This window comes from Bradyrhizobium cedriense, from assembly GCF_054602315.1.
The window spans coordinates 561,607-580,072 of record NZ_JBTSWB010000001.1 but is presented as its reverse complement, the minus strand read 5'-3'; the positions used below and the strand labels follow the sequence as shown (position 1 = coordinate 580,072).

Annotated in this window: 15 protein-coding genes; 5 read left to right on the top strand and 10 right to left on the bottom strand. The window is 62.8% G+C overall.

The annotated features are described in order from the left end of the window. Positions 1 to 160 precede the first annotated feature (160 nt). From ACYCVF_RS02785 to ACYCVF_RS02770, 4 genes are all read left to right on the top strand, one after another. The gene (locus ACYCVF_RS02785; protein WP_459597017.1) at positions 161 to 1,315 is read left to right on the top strand and encodes an ABC transporter ATP-binding protein; all 1,155 of its coding nucleotides are present in this window, start codon (positions 161 to 163) and stop codon (positions 1,313 to 1,315) included. Beyond that, positions 1,312 to 3,102: an ABC transporter permease subunit gene (locus ACYCVF_RS02780; RefSeq protein WP_459597016.1), complete on the top strand. Its 1,791-nt coding sequence runs from the start codon at positions 1,312 to 1,314 to the stop codon at positions 3,100 to 3,102. The genes ACYCVF_RS02785 and ACYCVF_RS02780 overlap by 4 nt, the downstream gene beginning before the upstream one ends. A 31-nt stretch (positions 3,103 to 3,133) precedes the next feature. Continuing rightward, positions 3,134 to 4,228, top strand: coding sequence for an extracellular solute-binding protein (locus ACYCVF_RS02775; protein WP_459597015.1), 1,095 nt, complete (start codon positions 3,134 to 3,136; stop codon positions 4,226 to 4,228). Positions 4,229 to 4,342: 114 nt separating this feature from the next. Continuing rightward, the gene (locus tag ACYCVF_RS02770; RefSeq protein WP_459597014.1) at positions 4,343 to 5,158 is read left to right on the top strand and encodes an IclR family transcriptional regulator; all 816 of its coding nucleotides are present in this window, start codon (positions 4,343 to 4,345) and stop codon (positions 5,156 to 5,158) included. A 67-nt stretch (positions 5,159 to 5,225) separates the two neighbouring features. Here the strand turns inward: ACYCVF_RS02770 and ACYCVF_RS02765 are convergent, their stop codons facing one another. The 6 genes from ACYCVF_RS02765 to ACYCVF_RS02740 all read right to left on the bottom strand — a co-directional run bounded on the left by ACYCVF_RS02765 (position 5,226) and on the right by ACYCVF_RS02740 (position 12,337). Then, positions 5,226 to 5,861 carry a pyridoxamine 5'-phosphate oxidase family protein gene (locus ACYCVF_RS02765; protein ID WP_459597013.1) on the bottom strand — a complete coding sequence of 212 codons (636 nt, stop codon included), beginning with the start codon at positions 5,859 to 5,861 and terminating at the stop codon, positions 5,226 to 5,228. Positions 5,862 to 5,951: 90 nt separating this feature from the next. Continuing rightward, entirely contained in the window at positions 5,952 to 7,247 is a 1,296-nt protein-coding gene (locus ACYCVF_RS02760) for an ArgE/DapE family deacylase (protein WP_459597012.1), read from the bottom strand. Beyond that, on the bottom strand, positions 7,244 to 8,932 hold the full coding sequence (locus ACYCVF_RS02755) for a dipeptide ABC transporter ATP-binding protein (protein WP_459606480.1): 1,689 nt from the start codon (positions 8,930 to 8,932) through the stop codon (positions 7,244 to 7,246). The genes ACYCVF_RS02760 and ACYCVF_RS02755 overlap by 4 nt, the downstream gene beginning before the upstream one ends. After that, complete coding sequence (locus ACYCVF_RS02750) at positions 8,929 to 9,762, bottom strand: ABC transporter permease (RefSeq protein ID WP_459597010.1); 834 nt, start codon at positions 9,760 to 9,762, stop codon at positions 8,929 to 8,931. The genes ACYCVF_RS02755 and ACYCVF_RS02750 overlap by 4 nt, the downstream gene beginning before the upstream one ends. Next, positions 9,762 to 10,763, bottom strand: coding sequence for an ABC transporter permease (locus tag ACYCVF_RS02745; protein ID WP_459597009.1), 1,002 nt, complete (start codon positions 10,761 to 10,763; stop codon positions 9,762 to 9,764). The genes ACYCVF_RS02750 and ACYCVF_RS02745 overlap by 1 nt, the downstream gene beginning before the upstream one ends. Beyond that, on the bottom strand, positions 10,760 to 12,337 hold the full coding sequence (locus ACYCVF_RS02740; protein ID WP_459597008.1) for an ABC transporter substrate-binding protein: 1,578 nt from the start codon (positions 12,335 to 12,337) through the stop codon (positions 10,760 to 10,762). Before ACYCVF_RS02740 ends, ACYCVF_RS02745 begins: the two co-directional genes overlap by 4 nt. Positions 12,338 to 12,660: 323 nt before the next feature. Here ACYCVF_RS02740 and ACYCVF_RS02735 point away from each other — a divergent pair, with 323 nt between their 5' ends. Then, a complete protein-coding gene (locus ACYCVF_RS02735; RefSeq protein ID WP_459597007.1) occupies positions 12,661 to 13,398 on the top strand; it encodes an AraC family transcriptional regulator in 738 nt (245 codons plus the stop codon). Positions 13,399 to 13,619: 221 nt separating this feature from the next. Here the strand turns inward: ACYCVF_RS02735 and ACYCVF_RS02730 are convergent, their stop codons facing one another. The 4 genes from ACYCVF_RS02730 to ACYCVF_RS02715 form a co-directional block, all read right to left on the bottom strand. Beyond that, the gene (locus ACYCVF_RS02730; protein WP_459597006.1) at positions 13,620 to 14,852 is read right to left on the bottom strand and encodes an ABC transporter substrate-binding protein; all 1,233 of its coding nucleotides are present in this window, start codon (positions 14,850 to 14,852) and stop codon (positions 13,620 to 13,622) included. Between the two features lie 58 nt (positions 14,853 to 14,910). Continuing rightward, positions 14,911 to 15,669, bottom strand: coding sequence for an enoyl-CoA hydratase/isomerase family protein (locus ACYCVF_RS02725; protein WP_459597005.1), 759 nt, complete (start codon positions 15,667 to 15,669; stop codon positions 14,911 to 14,913). Further along, on the bottom strand, positions 15,669 to 16,901 hold the full coding sequence (locus tag ACYCVF_RS02720; protein ID WP_459597004.1) for a CaiB/BaiF CoA transferase family protein: 1,233 nt from the start codon (positions 16,899 to 16,901) through the stop codon (positions 15,669 to 15,671). The genes ACYCVF_RS02725 and ACYCVF_RS02720 overlap by 1 nt, the downstream gene beginning before the upstream one ends. Before the next feature lie 137 nt (positions 16,902 to 17,038). Beyond that, complete coding sequence (locus ACYCVF_RS02715) at positions 17,039 to 18,352, bottom strand: hydroxymethylglutaryl-CoA reductase, degradative (protein WP_459597003.1); 1,314 nt, start codon at positions 18,350 to 18,352, stop codon at positions 17,039 to 17,041. Positions 18,353 to 18,466 lie beyond the last annotated feature (114 nt).

Below are 18,466 nucleotides of genomic sequence, written 5' to 3'. Positions count from 1 at the left end.
CATCGGCGAAGCCTTTGTTTACAGGGGATCTCGTCTGCGCGACCGATCGCAGCGGCCCGCCGTTGCGGCGCGATCAAGCGCTCGACTTGACAAGACGGCGCGCTAGGCCAACAATAATTGGAATAGCATTCTACAATATAGAACCCATTGGGAGGAGAGAATGGCTGAGCCCGCGGCTCTGCGCGCAGTGCGCTCCGGCGATGCGAACGTTCGGACGCCGTCGACCGGCCGGCTCCGGGAACGCGACGCCATCGGATCGAGCATCGCCGTCCGCGACGCGGTGAAGAGATACGGCAGCTTTCACGCGGTCGACCGGATCAGCATCGACATCGAGCCGGGCGAATTCATCACGCTTCTTGGCCCTTCCGGCAGCGGAAAGACCACGCTGCTCAACCTCGTGGCCGGATTCCAGAGCCTCGACAACGGCGAGATCCTCGTCGACGACAAGCCTGTCCACAACGTGCCCACGCACAAGCGTGGTTTCGGCATGGTGTTCCAGAGCTACGCGCTCTTTCCGAACATGACGGTCAGCCAGAACGTCGCGTTTCCACTTCGCATGGCAGGCGTCGACCGGGCGACTGCGGAGCGACGCGTCGCGGAAACGCTGGAGATCATGCGGTTGACGGAGCACGCGACGAAGTCTCCTTCGCAAATGTCGGGCGGGCAGCAGCAGCGCGTCGCCATCGCCCGCGCGATCGTCAGGAGGCCCAAGGTCGTGCTGATGGACGAACCCCTCAGCGCGCTGGACCGGCGGTTGCGCGAGTCGATCCAGATCGAGATCCGCGACCTTCACCGGACCATCGGCAGCACGATCCTGTTCGTCACCCATGACCAGGGCGAAGCCCTGACGATGAGCGACCGCATCGCGGTGCTCAACGCCGGCAAGATCGTCCAGATCGGCCGCCCGGTGGACATCTATCGCCATCCGAGCGATCGCTTCGTCGCCTCGTTCGTCGGCGAGAGCAATCTGGTCGAGGCCGAAATTCTCCAGAAGCGCGGATCGACGCTGACGATGAAAAGCCGCGCAGGATACGTGTTCAACGCCGAGAGCCGGGACACGATCGACGTTGGGCGCGCAACCGTGCTCGTGCGTCCGGAACGAATCGCCGTCTCGAACGAACCGACTGCGAATTCTGCACCCGTCAGCGTCACGTCTGCGATCTTCCTCGGCGAGATCCTGCGGATCGAGGCCCAAATGGAGGGCGGAGAGCCGCTCCTGATCAGGTGCACCGACATGGCCGACCGCCCCCTGCCGACCGTCGGGGATCGTTTGCACGTGAGCTGGGGTGCTGCGGACTGCTGGGTGCTTGCATGACCTCGGCATCGATCGGCGTCCGCGCAGACCGCCCTGCGGATCTCGATCTCGTCAGGAGGTTGAAGAATCCCGCGCTGCTGCTCGTGCCTGCGCTCGCCTTCCTGGCCTTCATCTATCTCCTGCCGCTGATCGACCTCATCCGTATCAGCCTGAGCGGGCCGTCATGGTCGTCCTACTTCGAGAGGGTATTCGCGATACCGCTCTATTGGGATTCGCTCGTCCGCACGATGCAGATCTCGGTTACGGTCGCGGGCCTCTGCCTGCTGTTCGGATATCCGACTGCTCTGCTCATTCACCGCAGTCGCGGCATTGCCCAGGTCCTGATCGCGACCGCGATCGTGCTGCCCTATTTCATCGCCATCCTGATCCGGACCTACGCCTGGATGGTCCTGCTCGGCCGCAACGGGCCGGTCAACAAGATGCTGGTTTCGATCGGCATATTGAGCGAGCCCGTGCAGCTTCTGTTCAATCGCGGCACGGTGCTTCTCGGCATGACCGCGGTGCTTCTGCCCTTGATGGTGCTGACGATCTATTCCAGCGTGGCGCGCCTTGATCAAAGCCTGACGCGCGCGGCGCTGGCCAGCGGCGCCGGGCCCATTGCGGCCTTCTGGCGCGTGTTGCTGCCGCTGACCTTGCCCGGGATGGGCGCTGGCTTCCTGCTCGTCTTCGTCGCCGCGATCGGCTTCTTCATTACGCCGACCCTGCTCGGCGGACCCGGCGACCAGATGTTTGCCATGCACATCACCCAGCAGGCAGACTCGGTCACATCGGAGGGATTCCTGCAGGCTTTGGGCGTGGTGCTGCTGACGATCACCTTGGCGGTGGTCGCCGTGGCCGGACGCTTTCTGGGATTCGAGTTCATTTGGGGCGGCCGGAAGCTGACGGAGGCTGCACCAGGGAAGACAGACGGCCGCGCCGCCGATGTCAGCCGCCGCAGCCTCGGCGCCTCGGCTGCCGACGTGATCGGTTGGCCGCTTCTGAGGCTATTCGGGCGTCTGCCGGCGAGTTGTGGGACCTGGACCGTTCGCATCATGGGCGGGCTGGTCATTGGCACTCTCATCCTGCCGATCGTCGTGGTGATGATCATTTCCTTCAGCAGCGCAAGCTATCTGACCTTCCCGCCGCCGGGCTTCTCACTGCGCTGGTATGAGCAGTTCTTCTCCGATTCGAACTGGATGCGGGCGTTCTGGACATCGTTGGTCGTCGCTGCGATGTCCGCCGCCATCGCGATCGTGCTGGGCGCGTCGGCCGCCCTCGGCATTGTCAGGAGCAGCATTCGCGGCAAATCCGCCATCATGCTGCTTCTCGTAAGTCCGATCATCGTCCCTCCGGTCGTGCTCGGCCTGTCGCTCTACAGCCTGTTCCTGCGATTCGATCTGATCGGCTCCGTCTTCGGCCTTGCCGCGGCACATGCGATCGGCGGCCTTCCCCTCGTCGTCGTGATCCTGTCCGCATCTCTTCAAGGCGTCGATACCAGGCTCGAACAGGCAGCTGCGGTCCATGGCGCATCGTCCCTGACGGTGTTCCGTCTGGTGACGCTGCCTGCAATCATGCCGGGCCTGGCTGCGGCAACATTCTTCGCCTTCCTGCACTCGTTCGACGAGCTGGTGCTGACGCTGTTCCTCTCGAGCGCGGAGCTGAAGACGCTCCCTCTCATGCTGTGGGGCGACGTCAATTACCGGCTCAATCCGGTGCTGGCCGTGGTCTCGACGCTGGAGGTGCTTCTGGTCGTCGCAGGACTCGTCCTTGCACGACCCGTTTTCGCCACGTCACGGAAGGCGACGTGACGCAGATCAATTTCAACTGGAGGAAAGAAAAATGCTGGGAATGAAACGCTGGCGACTATCGGCTTCCGTATTGGCCTCGGCCCTGCTCGTCGCGATGGGGACGGGTTTGGCTCAAGCACAGAGCAACGTCGTGATCATGCAGGATCCGGGCGGCGGATATGGCGATGCATTGCGCAAGGTCATGTACGACCCATTCGAGAAGGAGACCGGCATCAAGGTGGTCACCGTCCAGGAGGCCCGTAGCGGCCCGCGCATCAAGGCTCAGGCCGAAGCCGGCAAGGCGCAATGGGACCTGACATTCATCTTCGACCAGGAGACGAAGCTGCTCGGCGACTGCTGTCTGGCCGATATCGACTATTCCAAGCTGTCCGACGCGGCGAAACAGACGCTGGCGGCAATGCCGGACAATCTGAAGCGCAAGAAGGGCGTGGCACTGCAGGTGATCGGCGTCGGCCTCGTCTACAACAAGGACAAGTACAAGGGCGAAAACGTACCGACCACCTGGGCCGACTTCTGGGACGTGAAGAAATTTCCCGGCCGGCGCTGCATGCCCGCCTGGCCGCGTTTCGTGTTCGAAGCGGCGCTGATGGCCGACGGCGTTGAGAAGAGCAAGCTCTACCCGATCGACATGGAGCGGGCGCTGAAGAAGGTCAAGGAGATCAAGCCACACATCGCCAAATGGTGGACGACATCCGCACAGCCGCCGCAGCTTCTGCTCGATGGCGAGGCCGACATGTGCATGGCCTACACCGGCTCGATGAGCAAGCTCGCCCTCGAGGGCGCCCCGATCGAGCTGACCTTCAATCAGGGCTTCATCTACTACGACTTCTTCTCCATTCCCAAGGGAGCGCCGAACTACGATAACGCGATGAAGCTGCTTTCCTGGCGGCTCGAGCCCAAGCGTGCGGCGCAGCTCACCTCGACCTTCCCGGTCGCCCTTCCCTCCCCGATCGTGTTCGAGGCCGCGACCGACAAGAAGCTCGCCCGCTACTGGGCCAACAACCCGGACAACGTCTCGAAAGCGATCGAATGGAGCCCGGATTATTGGGGCGCAGCTTCGCCGGCCGGAAAGTCCACCAACGAAGAGTACGGGCAGGAGAAGCTCAACGCCTTGCTGGCCCAGTAGGCAGGCCGATCAGCCCCGATCCGAGAAGGATCGGGGCTGATGCCACACGCGGGCTATTGTCGATCGCGCGGCCATGCTAGATCGAGTGGAAGATCATTCTAATTTGGCTGGTGGATGGATAAGGCTTTTATCAAGGGTCTGCGTCTCCTGGAAGCACTTGCTCTGAGCGAGCGGCCCCGTGGGGTCACGGATCTCGCGAGCGAGCTGAAGCTCACCAAGAGCAACGTGCATCGGCTGCTGATGACTTTGCAATCTCAAGGCTATGTGCGCCAGATCCCCCCGCACAGCACCTACGAGCTCACGACCAAGATCTGGGCGCTCGGCAGCCATGTCATCCACCGGATGGATCTCATCAACGTCGCGCGACCGGCAATGACGAAGCTTGCCGAGATTACCGGCGAAACCATTCACCTGTCCGTGCTTGAAGATACCGACGTCGTCTACGTCGACAAGATCGAAAGCGCCCACCATATTCGCGCCCATACGAGCGTGGGCATGCGCGCACCCGCTTTCACCATGGCGACGGGCAAGGCGATGCTCGCACATATGCCAGATGACTACCTGGAACGATTTCGGCCGCATCTCAGGCGCTACACGGAAACGACGCGAACGACGATCAAGGAGCTGCGGGAGGACATTGAGCTGGCGCGCGCGCAGGGTTACTCCTCCGTGCTGCACGGCGAGTGGCGCGAGGGCATCGCGGCCTGCGCTTGTGCGATCCTCGGCCGTTCCGGCGAACTCGTCGGAGCGATCGGCATGTCCGGCCCCGACAGCCGCATCAAGCGCAAGCAGATCAAGGAGTATTCAGTCCACGTGATGGAGGCAGCCAGAACCATCGGCGCTGCTCTCGGCTATTCCAACAGGCTGGCGGCATACTCCGCCGTGAGAGCCGATCCTCCGCCTCCACATCAATCGCGACGCGCCCCTTGATTTTTCCGGTCACGTTGTCTGCAGCAGTGTCGATGACGCCTCGGTATGGCAATGCCGAGGTCGTCATTCAGTAGAGCCTCGTACGATACCCTTCTTCCAACGTCTTCTCGGCGACTTCGGCCTCGATGGCGGCAGTCTGCTCGGCGATGATCCGGCCGAGTGTCGGGAAGCTGTTGCGCTCGACCTGTGCCGCCGGACTCCACAGCTTCGAACGCATGAGCGCCTTGCCGCAGTGGAAGTAGGTCTCCTCGACATGGATTTTGAGCCCGATCGTGGGGACGACGCCCTGCACCGTGAGCGGCGCCAACAGCTCGGCATCCTGCGAGATCTCCGCGCGCCCGTTGACGCGCAGGGTCTCGTTGATTCCGGGCACCATGAAGATCAAGCCGATCCCGGGCGAGGCAATGACGTTGCCGAACGTGTCCACGCGGTTATTGCCGCGCCGGTCGGGAATCAGCAGCGTCTTGTCGTCGAGCACGGCGACGAACCCCGGCGCGTCGCCGCGAGGGCTCGCATCGGCGTGGCCGTTGCCGTCGCTCGTGGCGAGGACGAGGAAGGGGGACAGCGCGATGAAATCACGGCAGAACTTGTCGAGATGATGGAGAACCTTCTTCTCGGCGATCAGGTTCACCTGCCCGAAATGCGCGCGCAGATCCTCTTGGGTCTTGACCGGCGGCTTGCCGCCTGCACCTTGGCTGTCCATTGCGCCTCCCTGTTTGGCGAGCTTGCCTAGGTTCTGTTGAGCAGGATCTTTCTGGAGGACTGCTGCACGTCCTCCCGGATCATGCTCGAGCTACTTCGCCTCGATTCCGCACCAGCTCGCGACGAACAACGCAAGCGCCTTGGTGACCCGCTTCACCGAGGCGAGGTCGACGCGCTCGTTGAAACCATGTGCGCCTCCCATTCTTGCACCGAAGCAGAATGCCGGAACGCCGAAATCGAGGCCATAGAAGCGTGCGTCGGTCAGCGCCGTGGACGAAAAATCCGTCAGCTTGCGACCGAACACATGCTCGTAGATCGGAGCCAGAACGGCCTCGCTTTCCTGGATCCCCGTCGCTTCATAGCCCGGCGACAGGAAGCCGGACCAGACGATCTCGGGCGGGTTGTTGGCAAGGAAAGGATGCGAGCGCGCGGCCTTGCTGACAAAATCCACGATCTCGGCCTGGGCGTCGGCAATCTTCCAACCGGGCAGAACGCCGATGCGGCAATCAACGTCGCACCAGGCGGGAACGCTGGAGGCCCAGTCCCCGCCCTTGATGATGCCGGGATTGAAGTTGAGCGGGTGATCGACCGACTTGAAGGATGGGTGCGTCTTGGCGCGCTCGTTCCATTCGGCCTCGAGACCTTCGAGCTTCTGGATCAGATGGATGGCGGCCTTAATCGCATTCGAGCCGGTACCGGCGCGTGCGACATGGACGGGTATTCCGCGCACTTTCAGCCGGAACCAGATCACGCCGACCTGGGCGCGCATCAGCTTTTCGTCGGTCGGCTCGGGCAGGATGCAGGCATCGGCGCGGTAGCCGCGCTGGAGGGTCGAGAGCGCGCCGAGGCCGGTGCTCTCCTCTTCGATCACCGACTGGAGGTGGATGCGGCCCTTGGGCCTGTAGCCTGCTGCCTTGATCGCGTCGAGAGCGTACAGCGCCGAGATGGTGCCGGACTTCATGTCGCCGGCGCCGCGGCCATACAGCCAGCCGTCCTCGACCACCGGCTGAAACGGCGGCCGCTCCCACATGTCGAGAGGACCTGCCGGCACGACGTCGCAATGGCCCTGGAGAATCAGGGAACGACCCTCCTCCTTCGCCGGCCGGTAAGTGCCGACGACGGAGCGCGCGCGAGAGAAATCGGTCTCGACGGGGCCGTAACCGGGCAGTGTCTTGAGATCGTCCTGATTGATGACCCAATCGTCGACCTCATAGCCGCGCTCGCGCAGCAACTTTGCGAACATGTCCTGACAGGGGGCTTCGGCCGCGCGCGTACTCGGAATCGCGGTGAACGCGATGGTGGTGTCGATCTGCTTGTCGAAGGCGGCATCCACGGCGGCCTCGATGCGTTCGCGCGCGGCGGCTGGAAGGGAAACGCTATCGGTCATGAACTCATCCTTGCTGTCGGAATCCTGCCGGTCGCGTTGGCAAAACCCGGCTGGTCGAAGAAGTTGCGGCCCGGAATTGCATCGAGCAGGTCGCGGGTATAGGCCGCTTGAGGCGCGGTGAAGACGTCGGCGGTGGCGCCCTCCTCGACGATGCGGCCCCTCTGAAGCACGATGACGCGGTCGGCGATCTCGGCGGCGATGCGCAAATCGTGTGTGATGAAGACCATGGCGAGCTTCATCTCTTGTCGCAGCTCGGCGAGTAGCGCCAGCACCTGTGCCTGCACGGAGACGTCGAGCGCCGACACCGCTTCGTCCGCGATCAGCACGCGCGGCTTCAGCACCAGCGCCCGCGCGATGCAGATGCGCTGGCGCTGGCCGCCGGAGAATTCGTGGGGGTAGCGATCGGCGGCAACGGCGCCGAGGCCGACCCGCATGAGCAGATTCTTAGTCTGCTCCATGGCTTCAGCGCGCGACCTTCCAAAGGCCATCGGGCCACGGGCGATGGCGTCGCCGACCTTCTGGCGCGGATCGAGGCTGGCGAAGGGATCCTGGAACACGATCTGAAGCTGCTTGCGCGCCTGGCGGAGCGCCTCGCCACGGAGCTGGCGCAGATCCTGACCATTGAAGCGAATGGCTCCGTCGTCGGGCTCGGTCAGCCGCAGGATCATGCGGCCGAGGGTGGACTTGCCGGAACCCGACTCCCCCACCACCGCGAGCGTCTCGCCTTCATGGAGCGTCAACGAGATGCCGTCGGCTGCGACAACCTCGCGCGGCGGCTGAAGGAAGCCGCGCTTGACCCGGAACGTCTTCCGAAGACCGATCACCTCAAGCAGCGGCTCGGAGTGAACATCCTTCCGGCTGATTTGGTCGAGGCGAGCCTTCGGCACCGCATCGATCAGCTCGCGCGTATAGTCGGCCTTGGGATGGCGCAGGACTTCCTCGACGGTCCCCTGCTCCACCACCTTGCCGTGACGTAGCACCACGACACGATCTGCGACGTCAGCGACGACGCCGAAATCATGGGTGATGAGGAGCACGCCCATGCCGCGGTCACGCCTGAGCTCGTCGATCAGACCCAGGATCTGACGCTGGGTGGTGACGTCGAGCGCGGTGGTCGGCTCGTCCGCGATCAACAGCGCCGGCCGGTTGGCCATCGCCATCGCGATCATAACCCGCTGGCGCTGGCCCCCGGACAGCTCGAACGGATAGCTCTTTTCGAGCAGCTTCGGATTGGGCAGTCCCACCTGCGTCAGAAGCTGCTGCACGCGCTCATACACGTCGCTCGCTGACGGCGGCGGCTTCTGATGTGTGAGGATCATCTCCTCGATCTGCTTGCCGACGCGCTTGAGCGGATTCAGCGAGGACAGCGGCTCTTGAAAGATCATCGCAGCGTCGCCGCCGCGCAGGCGACGTAGCGCCTGCCGATCGAGCTCTACCGGGTTTTGGCCTGCGACCGTCACCGTGCCTGAGGCGACGGCTATTCTCTTTGGCAGCAGCGACAGCAGCGCATGCGCGATCATCGACTTGCCCGAACCGGACTCGCCGACGAGGCAGACGACCTCGTTCGGCCTCACCTCGAACGAAACATTCTCGACTGCGAAGGGACGATCACCGCCTTCGGGCAGCGCGATCGAGAGATTCTCAACCGAGAGCACGGGGGCCATGGCTTGCAGGGTGCCCCTCATGACCGGCGCCTCGAAACACGGGGATTGAGGACATCGGAGAGGCCTTCGCCGAACAGGTTGATCGCGAGGACGGTGACGAGGATGGCAAGCCCGGGAAACACGCTCATCCACCAGGCATTGCGAATGACGGTGCGCCCCGCACCAATCATGAACCCCCAGGACATCAGGTTGGGGTCGCCAAGGCCCATGAACGAAAGCGCGCTTTCCAACAAAATGGCGGTGGCGACCGTCAGCGAGGTCACGACCAGGATCGGCGAGATCGCATTGGGCAGGATATGACCGAGCACGATGCGCAGGGTGCCCTCGCCCTGGCACAGCGCCGCCTCGACGAATTCGCGGTTGCGCAGGCGCAAGAATTCGGCGCGGGTGAGGCGCGCCAGCGGCGGCCAGCTCACCGCCCCGATGGTCAGGATGATCGTGAGCAGCGACGGGGTAAAGGTCGCAACCAGGAGAATGGCCAGCACAAAGGCGGGGATGGTCTGGAATAGCTCGGTCATCCGCATCAGGACGAGATCAACCTTGCCGCCGAAATAGCCCGAGATCGCGCCGATCGTGACGCCAATCACCATGGCGGCCATGGCCGAGGCCATGCCGATCACGAGCGACACGCGTGCACCATAGGCAACACCGGCCGCTACATCACGGCCGAGCGTGTCGCCGCCGAGCAGAAGTCCGTCCTCACCGGGCGGCGTGAAGGGCGCACTGACCATCTCCCAGGGCGAGACCGGAAAGACGACGGGCGCCACGATCGCGACGATCACGACGATGAGCAGCACGACGAGGCCGACCATGCCCGAAGGATGACGCAGGAAGGAGCGGACCGCATCCATCACGCCGCTCCCGTGGTCATGCGGGGATCGATCAGCTTGTAGATCACGTCGGTCAGGAGATTGAGCACGATGACGACGATCGACAGGATCAGGAAGATGCCGAGCAGCACAGGATAATCGCGCTGCAGCAGGGCATCGAAGGTGAGCCGCCCGAGCCCCGGCCAGGCGAACACGGTCTCGATGACAACGGCGCCGCCGACCAGAGCGCCGGCCTGCATGCCGGCGACGGTGACGACGGGCACCAGCGCGTTGCGCAGCATGTGGCCGACGACGATGCTGGGGCCGGATAGGCCCTTGGCGCGCGCGGTCTTGATGAAATCCTGCTGGGCGACCTCGATGATCGAGGACCGCATCAGTCGGGCATAGATGGCCAGGTAGATCGCCGCCAGCGAGGTCACCGGCATGATCATATGCTTGGCGACATCGAGCGCACGCTCGATCGGCGAGAGCTTGACGTTGATGGTCTCGTAACCGAACGGCGGCAGCCAGCCGAGCGTTACCGAGAAGACCAGGACCAGCATCAGCCCCAGCCAGAATACGGGCGTCGCATAGAGCACCAGCGACAGCACGGTGAAGACCGTGTCGAGCACTGTGCCTGCCGCGAGCCCCGCCAGTGCACCGAGCGTCGTGCCGATCAGGAGCGCCAGACAGAATGCGGTGACTGTCAGCAGCAATGTTGCCGGCAGTCGTTCGAGAACGAGATCGACCACCGGGCGGCGTTGGCGGTAGGAGTAACCGAGATCAAGCGTGACCACGCGGACAAGATAGCTCGCGAGCTGGACGACGTACGGCTTGTCGAGCCCGTATTCCCTACGCAGATCCTCCAGCAATTTCGGATCGGACGCGCCCGACTGACCGGCCATGACCTGGGCTGGATCGCCGGGGGCGGCCCGCACCAGAACAAAGTTGAAGGTGGCGATGAGGAGGATGACGGCGATAAGCTGGGCGATCCGGCTCAGCGCCATCAGCCCGATCGTCGCTGCGCTGCCGAGACGGATCACGATTTGTAGACCGCCCCGAAGCTCTCGTGCGACCCGATGCCGGTCGATACGATGTTCTTGAACGCCTTGTCGTAGATGATCGGGTATTCGAGTTCGAGCGTCCAGGCGACCGGCACGTCTTCGACCAGGATTTGCTGCACCTTGGAATACAACTCCTGGCGCTTGGCCTCGTCGAGCGTGACAGCAGCTTCGTCGAACAGCTTGTCCACCTCGGGATTGGAGTAACCCTCCGTATTCGAGAACAGGATGCCCTTTTTTATATTCGACGACACATAGGTGCGAGAGACACCGAGCGCGGGATCCCCGAGCTGGTAGAGCAGGTTCTGGGTCATCTCATAATCCCAATTGCCCACCTTCTCGGCCCAACCCGCCATATCCGTGCCGACAAGGACGAGATCGATGCCGACGCGGGCAAAGCTCTGGCGGAAGAATTCGCCGGCACGCTGGTAGGATTCACCGTAGGGCGGCACGACATATTTGATCTCGGCGCGCTTGCCGTTGGCATCGGGCTTCAGCCCCATCTCGTCGAGCAGCGCCTTGGCCTTCTCAATTGAATATTCGTACCGCTTGACCTTGCCGTCATAGAACTTCGTCTTGGACGAGATCGGGCCTGTCGCAACCTTGGCATTGCCGAAATAGACTCGCTTGGCGAGCGCGTCGCGATCGATCAGGTGCATCACCGCCTGGCGGAAGCGCTTGTCGTTCATCGGTGCGATGCGGTTGTTCATCTCGAGCCACTGATGCGGCGCGAAATATTCATAGCCCTTGGTCGTGACCTCAAGATTCTTCTGCGCCTTGAAGCGCTGCACATCGAAGAACTCGATGTCCGTCCATTGCACGAGCTGCACCGTGCCATTCTCCAGCGCCAAAGCGCGCGAGGCCGAGTCCGGAATGATGCGGTAAATGATCTCGTCGAGATAGGGCTGGTCCTTCAGATAATAGCCCTCGTGCCGCACCAGATGGACATGTGAGCCGCGCACCCATTCCTTCAGCTTGAACGGACCGGTGCCGATCGCCTTGTCGTTCAGCGGGTTCTTGCGGAAGTCGGTACCTTCATAGATGTGCTTGGGTACGATCGGCGCCGACGTGCAGTCGAAGCAGCCGAGGAACGGCGCGAAGGGTTGCTTCAATTTGAACACGACGGTGAGCGGATCGGGCGCTTCGGCGGAAGCGACGCGGGCGAAGTTCTGCCGCGCGCGCGGATGGGTCTCGGTCAGCACCTTCATGCAGCTGAACACGACGTCTTCGGACGTCATGGGCTTGCCGTCATGGAAGGTGATGTTGGGAAACAGCTTGAACGTATAGGTCAGGCCATCAGGCGAAATCTCCCAGGACTGCGCCATGCCTGGCATAGGCTTGAGGTCGGCGCCGTATTTGAGCAGGCTCTCGTAGATCTTGCCGCCAAGCGTCAGAGTCGGCTGCTGCTGGTTGAAGGCGGTCACCAGCAGTGGCGGCTCGGGCTGGATGATGGTGTTGAGCGTTCCACCGCGGGTCTGGCCGGCTGCGCGGGTGATGCCGAACGGAAGGGCGGCACCAGCGGCCAGCATGGCCTGGGTGAATTCGCGTCTGTTCATCGAGCTCTCCGTGGTCGCATATCGACTTGGCCAAGCCTCGCATTCGGTTCGAGCGAATGTCGCGGGCGGGCGCATTGTTGCCAAACACGTTGTCCCGCGCTACCTGATGGAGGACAATAATCATCGCGACCGGGCCATATCTGGCCTGGAAGATGCATAAGAGCCTTGCGAAAAGGACCTCATCAGAGAGTTCACGACACGTGAAAGTCGTAGCGCGGCGAGATGTCACTGGCGAATTGCGTACCTGCAGTAAACAGGCGGGCCCAGCAGCAGCGGCAATCTATGCCGGACATCTTCAGACGGTCGCGCGCCCGGTCGCCGCGATGACCGCAACCTATCCGAACGAGAGCACCAGCACGCGGCACGCGCATCGACGTGACCAGTTCATTCTGCAGATCGCGGGCGTCACGGCCATGATGACCGAACGGGGTCATTTCGTGGTCCCGCCCGGGCATGGGCTATGGATACCGGCCGGCGTCGTACATCAATCGCGGGCCTGGGGTGAAGTCGAGGCCCAAACGATCTATGTCACGCCTGATCGCCGACGAGAGACGTCGGAGACATGCCGCCTGATTCGTGCTTCCTCGCTCGTTGAAGCGCTGATGGACGAGGCGGTGCGGATGCCGCAGACCTACGACCAGGATGGACGCGACGGCAAGCTGCTCGAGCTTCTGCTTACCGAGATCGCACGCATGCCGGAGGTGACGCTGCACGTGGAGGTGCCTCCCGATCCCCGACTTGCGGCGATCTGCAAGGCAGTGCTCGGCGACCCCTCCTCCGACCTCACGCTCGACGATTGGGCCGACAGATGTAGCCTCAGCCGGCGAACACTGACGCGGCTGTTTCGCCGCGAGACGGGCCAGAGCTTCTCTGGCTGGCGCCAGCGCGTACGGCTTCTGGAAGCTCTGGCTCGCCTGGGCGCGGGCGAACCCGTGACGTGCGTGGCACTTGACGTCGGGTATGACAGCCCGAGCGCGTTCGCTGCCATGTTCAAGCGCGAGCTCGGCGCGGCGCCGCGGCACTATCTCCGTTGGACCGATCAGGAAGTCGTGTTGCGCTAGAGCACTATCGGTTCTGATTGAATCAGAACCGAAGCTCTAGATTCTTGTTCTGACGCGTTTTCTTCACGCGAACCGGTGTCCACCTCGCTCGAAAACGCTCCAGGCCGCCGGCTCTTCGCAGGAATGCGCGCACTGGTCGCCCGGCACGCGCGCTCCATCATCCAGCTTCCGTACGATCCTGAGGCCGGATGGACAGCTCCGGTCCTCCAGTCACCTCAGCTCTATTTTTTGATCAGCGGGCACCGCGACAGAGCCAGGGGCTGGAACGCTTGATCGGCCGGGATTGTGGCGAGCAGCTTGTAGTAGTCCCATGCCGCTTTGGACTCTTCCGGCTTCTTGACCTCGAACAGATACATATCGTGGACCATGCGGCCGTCCTCGCGGATCTTGCCGTTCTTATAGAAGACGTCGTTAATGGGCAGTTCCCGCATCTTTTGCATGACGTCCTCGGTCCGATCGGTGCCCGCGGCCTGGACGGCCTTCAGATAGTGCAGGACCGATGAATAGGTGCCCGTCTGAAGCATATTCGGCATCGCGTTCATGGTGGCGTAGAAGCGCTTCGACCACTTTCGCGTATCGTCGTTCATGTCCCAATAGGACGCTTCGGTGATCGTCAGCCCCTTTGCTTCCTTCAGGCCGAGACCGTGAACGTCGTTGATGAAGCCGGCCAGCGCGGCGAGCTTCTGGCCGCCAGAGGTCAGACCGAACTCGGCAGCCTGCTTGATCGAGTTGATGGTATCGCCGCCTGCATTCGCGAGTGCGACGACCTTCGCCTTGGAGCCCTGTGCGGTCAGCAAGACAGAGGCGAAATCTGCCGTTCCGACCGGATGCTTCGTGCTGCCCAGAACTTTACCGCCCAAGGTCGTGACGACCTCGCCGGTGTCCTTTTCCAGGCCCTGACCGAACGCATAGTCCGCCGTCACGAAGTACCAGCTGTCAAAGCCCTGCCCGACCAGCGCCTTGCCCGTGCTGTTGGCAATCGCGAAGGTGTCGTAGGCCCAGTGGACGACATAGGGCCCGCAGACCTCGTTCGTGATCCGGGTCGAGCCGGGTGAACTCAGTGTGACGATCTTTTTCTTTTCCTTGGCAATTTCGAGGACAGCCAAGGCAGGCGAGGAGGATGCGACATCGAGAATTGCATCGACCTTCTCGGTATCGAACCATTTGCGCGCGGCATTAGCGGCAATGTCGGGCTTATTCTGGTGATCCGCCGATACGATTTCGATCGGCATACCCAGCACCTTGCCGCCGAATTCCTCCACCGCCATCTGTGCGGCAGTCACGGCACCCTTGCCGGTAATGTCGGCATAGACACCCGACATGTCCTCGATCAGCCCGATGCGGACAACGCCGTCTGATATCTTCTCGCTCTGTGCGACCGCGGGAGACGCGCACAAGAACAGACTTGTCGCCGCGCTCGCCAGATAATGCAGACCGAATTTTGATTGTCCCATCCCCTACCCCTTTCGATGAAGTCTTCTTGTTGCCGCGGCCGGTGAGACGGCCGCGATATCACTTGTTGCCCGCCCTGCTCGCAAACGCGGCAAGGCCTCTTTTGGCATCCTCGCTGGTGAAGGTGCGCTGACCAAGCGCGGCCTCGATACGGAATGCCTCGGTCAGCGGCAGATCCTGTAACGTCAACGCCGCCTCTTTGATGGTCTGGATCGCTACGGGACTCAGCGCGGCGATTTTTGCGGCGAGCTCGTAGGCCAGCGGCTGGACCCTGTCTTCATCGACCACGTGGTTGATGACGTCCCTGGCGAGCATGTCGTCCGCCGAGAACCGCTGCGCCGTCAGCATGATCTCCATCGCATGCGCATACCCGATCTGCCTGACCAGGCGCACCAGCGTGCCGCCGGCCGGGACGAAACCGTGCTTGGGCTCAGGCAGCTGAAACACCGCCCCGCGCGCTGCGATGCGTATGTCCGTTGCCAACATGATCTCGAAGCCTCCGCCCATGCACATGCCGCGGATGGCGCTCACGACCGGCTTGAAGAAGCCGGGAAACTTGATATGCGCCGGATCCCACTCGGAGATGTCGAAGCGATCGGACGCGAGCGCCGGGATGGATTCCGTGAGATCGGCGCCAACGCAGAACGCCCGGTCGCCAGCGCCTGTCAGCACAACGGCACGCACGTCGTCATCATCCTTGATCTCGACGAACGCGCGACCGAGATCGTCATACATGGCGAGCGTCAGCGCGTTGAGCTTGTCCGGCCGATTGATCCTGACGGTGGCGACGTGGCCGTCTCTGGTGAAATCGATAGACATCAAATCGCTCCCGAAGCCTTGAGACGTAACAGCTCGTCAGGCGTCACATCCGCCAGGCGCCCGAGAACCTCGGCATTATGCTCCCCGGGCAAGGGCGCCTTGTCGAAAGATGTCGGCTCCCCTCCCGACAGCTTGATCGGCTGGCCGAACATGCCGATCAGCTTCCCCGCGACGGGAACGTTGACGATCATGTTGCGCGCGGCGATGTGAGGGTCTTCGACCACCTCGGCGATGGTCTTGATCGCGCTGAGCGGGATCTTGTCGCCCGCCATCTCCTCGAGCTCGGCCTTGGTGTACCGGCTGAACCAGCGTTCCAGCAGCGGCTTCACCTTGGTCTCGGCGACGATCCGGTCGAACCGCTTCTCCATCGTGTCGATGTCCGGATCTCTTGCACGTTCGGGCTCGCCGAACAGCGTGCAGGTGATCGCCCAGAACTTGTCGGTGTAGCCGCCGAAGAAGACGTAACCGTCCTTGCAGGGAAACTGACCGTAGGGCCGCACGAACGGGTGATCGTTGCCGAGCGGCGAGGCCACGTCCTTCTCCGCGGTATAGCGGACCACCGCATTCTCGGTCAGTGTCAGGACCGAATCCTGCTGCGAGACGTCGACGACCTGACCGTTACCCGACGTCTCGGCTTCGCGGAGCGCCGCGAGTGTTCCGATGGCCGCATACAGCGAAGCGGCGAGATCACCGATGATGGTGCCGACGCGGACCGGCGGCATCTCGGCATAGCCGTTCATCGACCACAATCCGCCAGCCGCCTGTCCGGTATTGTCATAAGCGGGCTTGGACGAGTTAGGACCGGTGCGACCAAAGCCGCTGATGGCGGTGTAGATAAGCCTGGGGTTTTCGGCGCGCAGCACCTCGTAGCCGAGGCCCAGCTTGTCCATGGTGCCGGGACGGAAATTCTCGATCAGGATATCGGCTTTACGCACCAGCCTTTTCAACAGCGCCTTGCCGTCATCGGACTTGAGATCGAGCGTGATCCCCTGCTTGTTGCGGTTGAACTGCGTGAAGAAGGCGCTGAGTTGCTCATCGCCGACAAAAGGCGGGAATGTCCTGGCATAATCAGGGTCGCCGGGATGCTCGACCTTGATCACGGTGGCGCCGAGGTCGGCTAACAGCATCGCGCAGAATGGGCCTGCCACGACGCGCGTGACGTCGAGAACCACGACGTTCTTGAGAGGGCCGTTGCGCGCGGCGAGGCCGCTCGTGTTTTCTTCTTTGTTCAAGTGATCCTCCCATCCCCCGCGAACGGCCACCGACACGGAGCGCGATTTCGCTTAGAGGCTGTGAGCAGCGAAGATACATTTCCGAGCCCACACGTCGAGGCGACGAAATGCCTGCATGTCATGCAGGCATCGCCGCCTCACGAACGCAACTTCTCCAAAACCTGCCTGGCGCGATCGACGCGCACATCGTGATCGGCGGCGAGCGCGGCCGCGACCTTCTCAATTTCGTCGCCCTCGGCACCTGCGACGATCGCGATGTTCCGGGCGTGCAGCGCCATGTGCCCTTTCTGGATGCCCTCGGTCGCAAGCGCGCGGAGCGCGCCCATGTTCTGGGCGAGCCCGACCGCGACGGTGACCTCCGCCAGTTCCTGCGCGCTCTGCACGTTCAGGATCTTCAGCGCAGCGCGCGCGGCCGGGTGTGTCTTGGTGGCGCCGCCGACGAGCCCGAGCGCCATCGGCATTTCCAGCGTGCCGACGAGGTTGCCCTTGCCATCGATCTCCCAGTTGGAGAGCGACGCATAGCGGCCGGAGCGCGAAGCCCAGACATGTGCACCCGCCTCGATCGCACGCCAGTCGTTGCCGGTGGCCACGACGACGGGATCGACACCGTTCATGATGCCCTTATTGTGGGTCGCGGCACGGTAGGGATCGACAATCGCGAAGGCGCACGCCTCGACGATGCCGCGCGCGACGCGCTCGCCGCTGTATTCATCTGTGTTCAGCGCATCGGGCGTCACCGATACCATGGCGCGGGCGATGCGCAGATCCGCATAGTTCGAAAGGATGCGCAGGCGCACCGTACCGCCGGTGATCCGCTCGACGATCGGCGCGACCGTCTCCGCCATCGTATTGACCGTGTTGGCGCCCATCGCATCGCGAACGTCCACGATGAGATGCACGGCGAGCATCGGACCAACCGGAGTCTCCTCGAAGATGTGAACCTCGACGTCGCGGCAGCCGCCGCCGAGCGAGATCAGCACCTTGTCCCTGGCGTTGGCAGCCTCGATGATGCCCGAGCGCTCCTTCAGCACTCGCGCGCGGGCGCCGTGGACATCGGTCACGCCAAGCACCTGCACCTGTGCGCGCATGATCGGGCCGGTGCTGGAGGTGTGGAAGCCGCCGCATTTGCGGGCGATGCGCGCCATGTAGGAGGCGGCAGCGACGACCGATGGCTCCTCGATCGCCATCGGAACCAGATAGTCGCGACCGTTCACTGTGAAGTTCGTGGCAATGCCAACAGGCAGTTCGAAGGTACCGATGACGTTCTCGATCATGCCATTGGCGAGCTCGACGGGCAGCGTGCCGGCGCTAAATGCCTTGCTCTCGGCTTCATCAAGCGACGTCGCCTCGGTCACGCGCCCCAGGCGCTGCGCGGGCGAGAGATTGCGAAGGTTCTCCAATCGCGAGTTGATCTGCCTGGGCCGCTTGCCCGCCTCAGGTCCTCCGGCCATTGCCGCGCCTCCCAACAAGAGTTCTAGGTTGGCACGACGTTAGGCAGCATCGCATTACGGTCAAAAGAGACAATTTCAAAATACTGTCCGAAACTGTACCCTTCAGGCGATGTC

Coding starts and splice junctions, on each gene's coding strand:
- ACYCVF_RS02785 (WP_459597017.1), top strand. CDS start 161: ATGGCTGAGCCCGCGGCTCTGCGCGCAGTGCGCTCCGGCGATGCGAAC.
- ACYCVF_RS02780 (WP_459597016.1), top strand. CDS start 1,312: ATGACCTCGGCATCGATCGGCGTCCGCGCAGACCGCCCTGCGGATCTC.
- ACYCVF_RS02775 (WP_459597015.1), top strand. CDS start 3,134: ATGCTGGGAATGAAACGCTGGCGACTATCGGCTTCCGTATTGGCCTCG.
- ACYCVF_RS02770 (WP_459597014.1), top strand. CDS start 4,343: ATGGATAAGGCTTTTATCAAGGGTCTGCGTCTCCTGGAAGCACTTGCT.
- ACYCVF_RS02765 (WP_459597013.1), bottom strand. CDS start 5,861: ATGGACAGCCAAGGTGCAGGCGGCAAGCCGCCGGTCAAGACCCAAGAG.
- ACYCVF_RS02760 (WP_459597012.1), bottom strand. CDS start 7,247: ATGACCGATAGCGTTTCCCTTCCAGCCGCCGCGCGCGAACGCATCGAG.
- ACYCVF_RS02755 (WP_459606480.1), bottom strand. CDS start 8,932: ATGAGGGGCACCCTGCAAGCCATGGCCCCCGTGCTCTCGGTTGAGAAT.
- ACYCVF_RS02750 (WP_459597010.1), bottom strand. CDS start 9,762: ATGGATGCGGTCCGCTCCTTCCTGCGTCATCCTTCGGGCATGGTCGGC.
- ACYCVF_RS02740 (WP_459597008.1), bottom strand. CDS start 12,337: ATGAACAGACGCGAATTCACCCAGGCCATGCTGGCCGCTGGTGCCGCC.
- ACYCVF_RS02735 (WP_459597007.1), top strand. CDS start 12,661: ATGACCGCAACCTATCCGAACGAGAGCACCAGCACGCGGCACGCGCAT.
- ACYCVF_RS02730 (WP_459597006.1), bottom strand. CDS start 14,852: ATGGGACAATCAAAATTCGGTCTGCATTATCTGGCGAGCGCGGCGACA.
- ACYCVF_RS02725 (WP_459597005.1), bottom strand. CDS start 15,669: ATGTCTATCGATTTCACCAGAGACGGCCACGTCGCCACCGTCAGGATC.
- ACYCVF_RS02715 (WP_459597003.1), bottom strand. CDS start 18,352: ATGGCCGGAGGACCTGAGGCGGGCAAGCGGCCCAGGCAGATCAACTCG.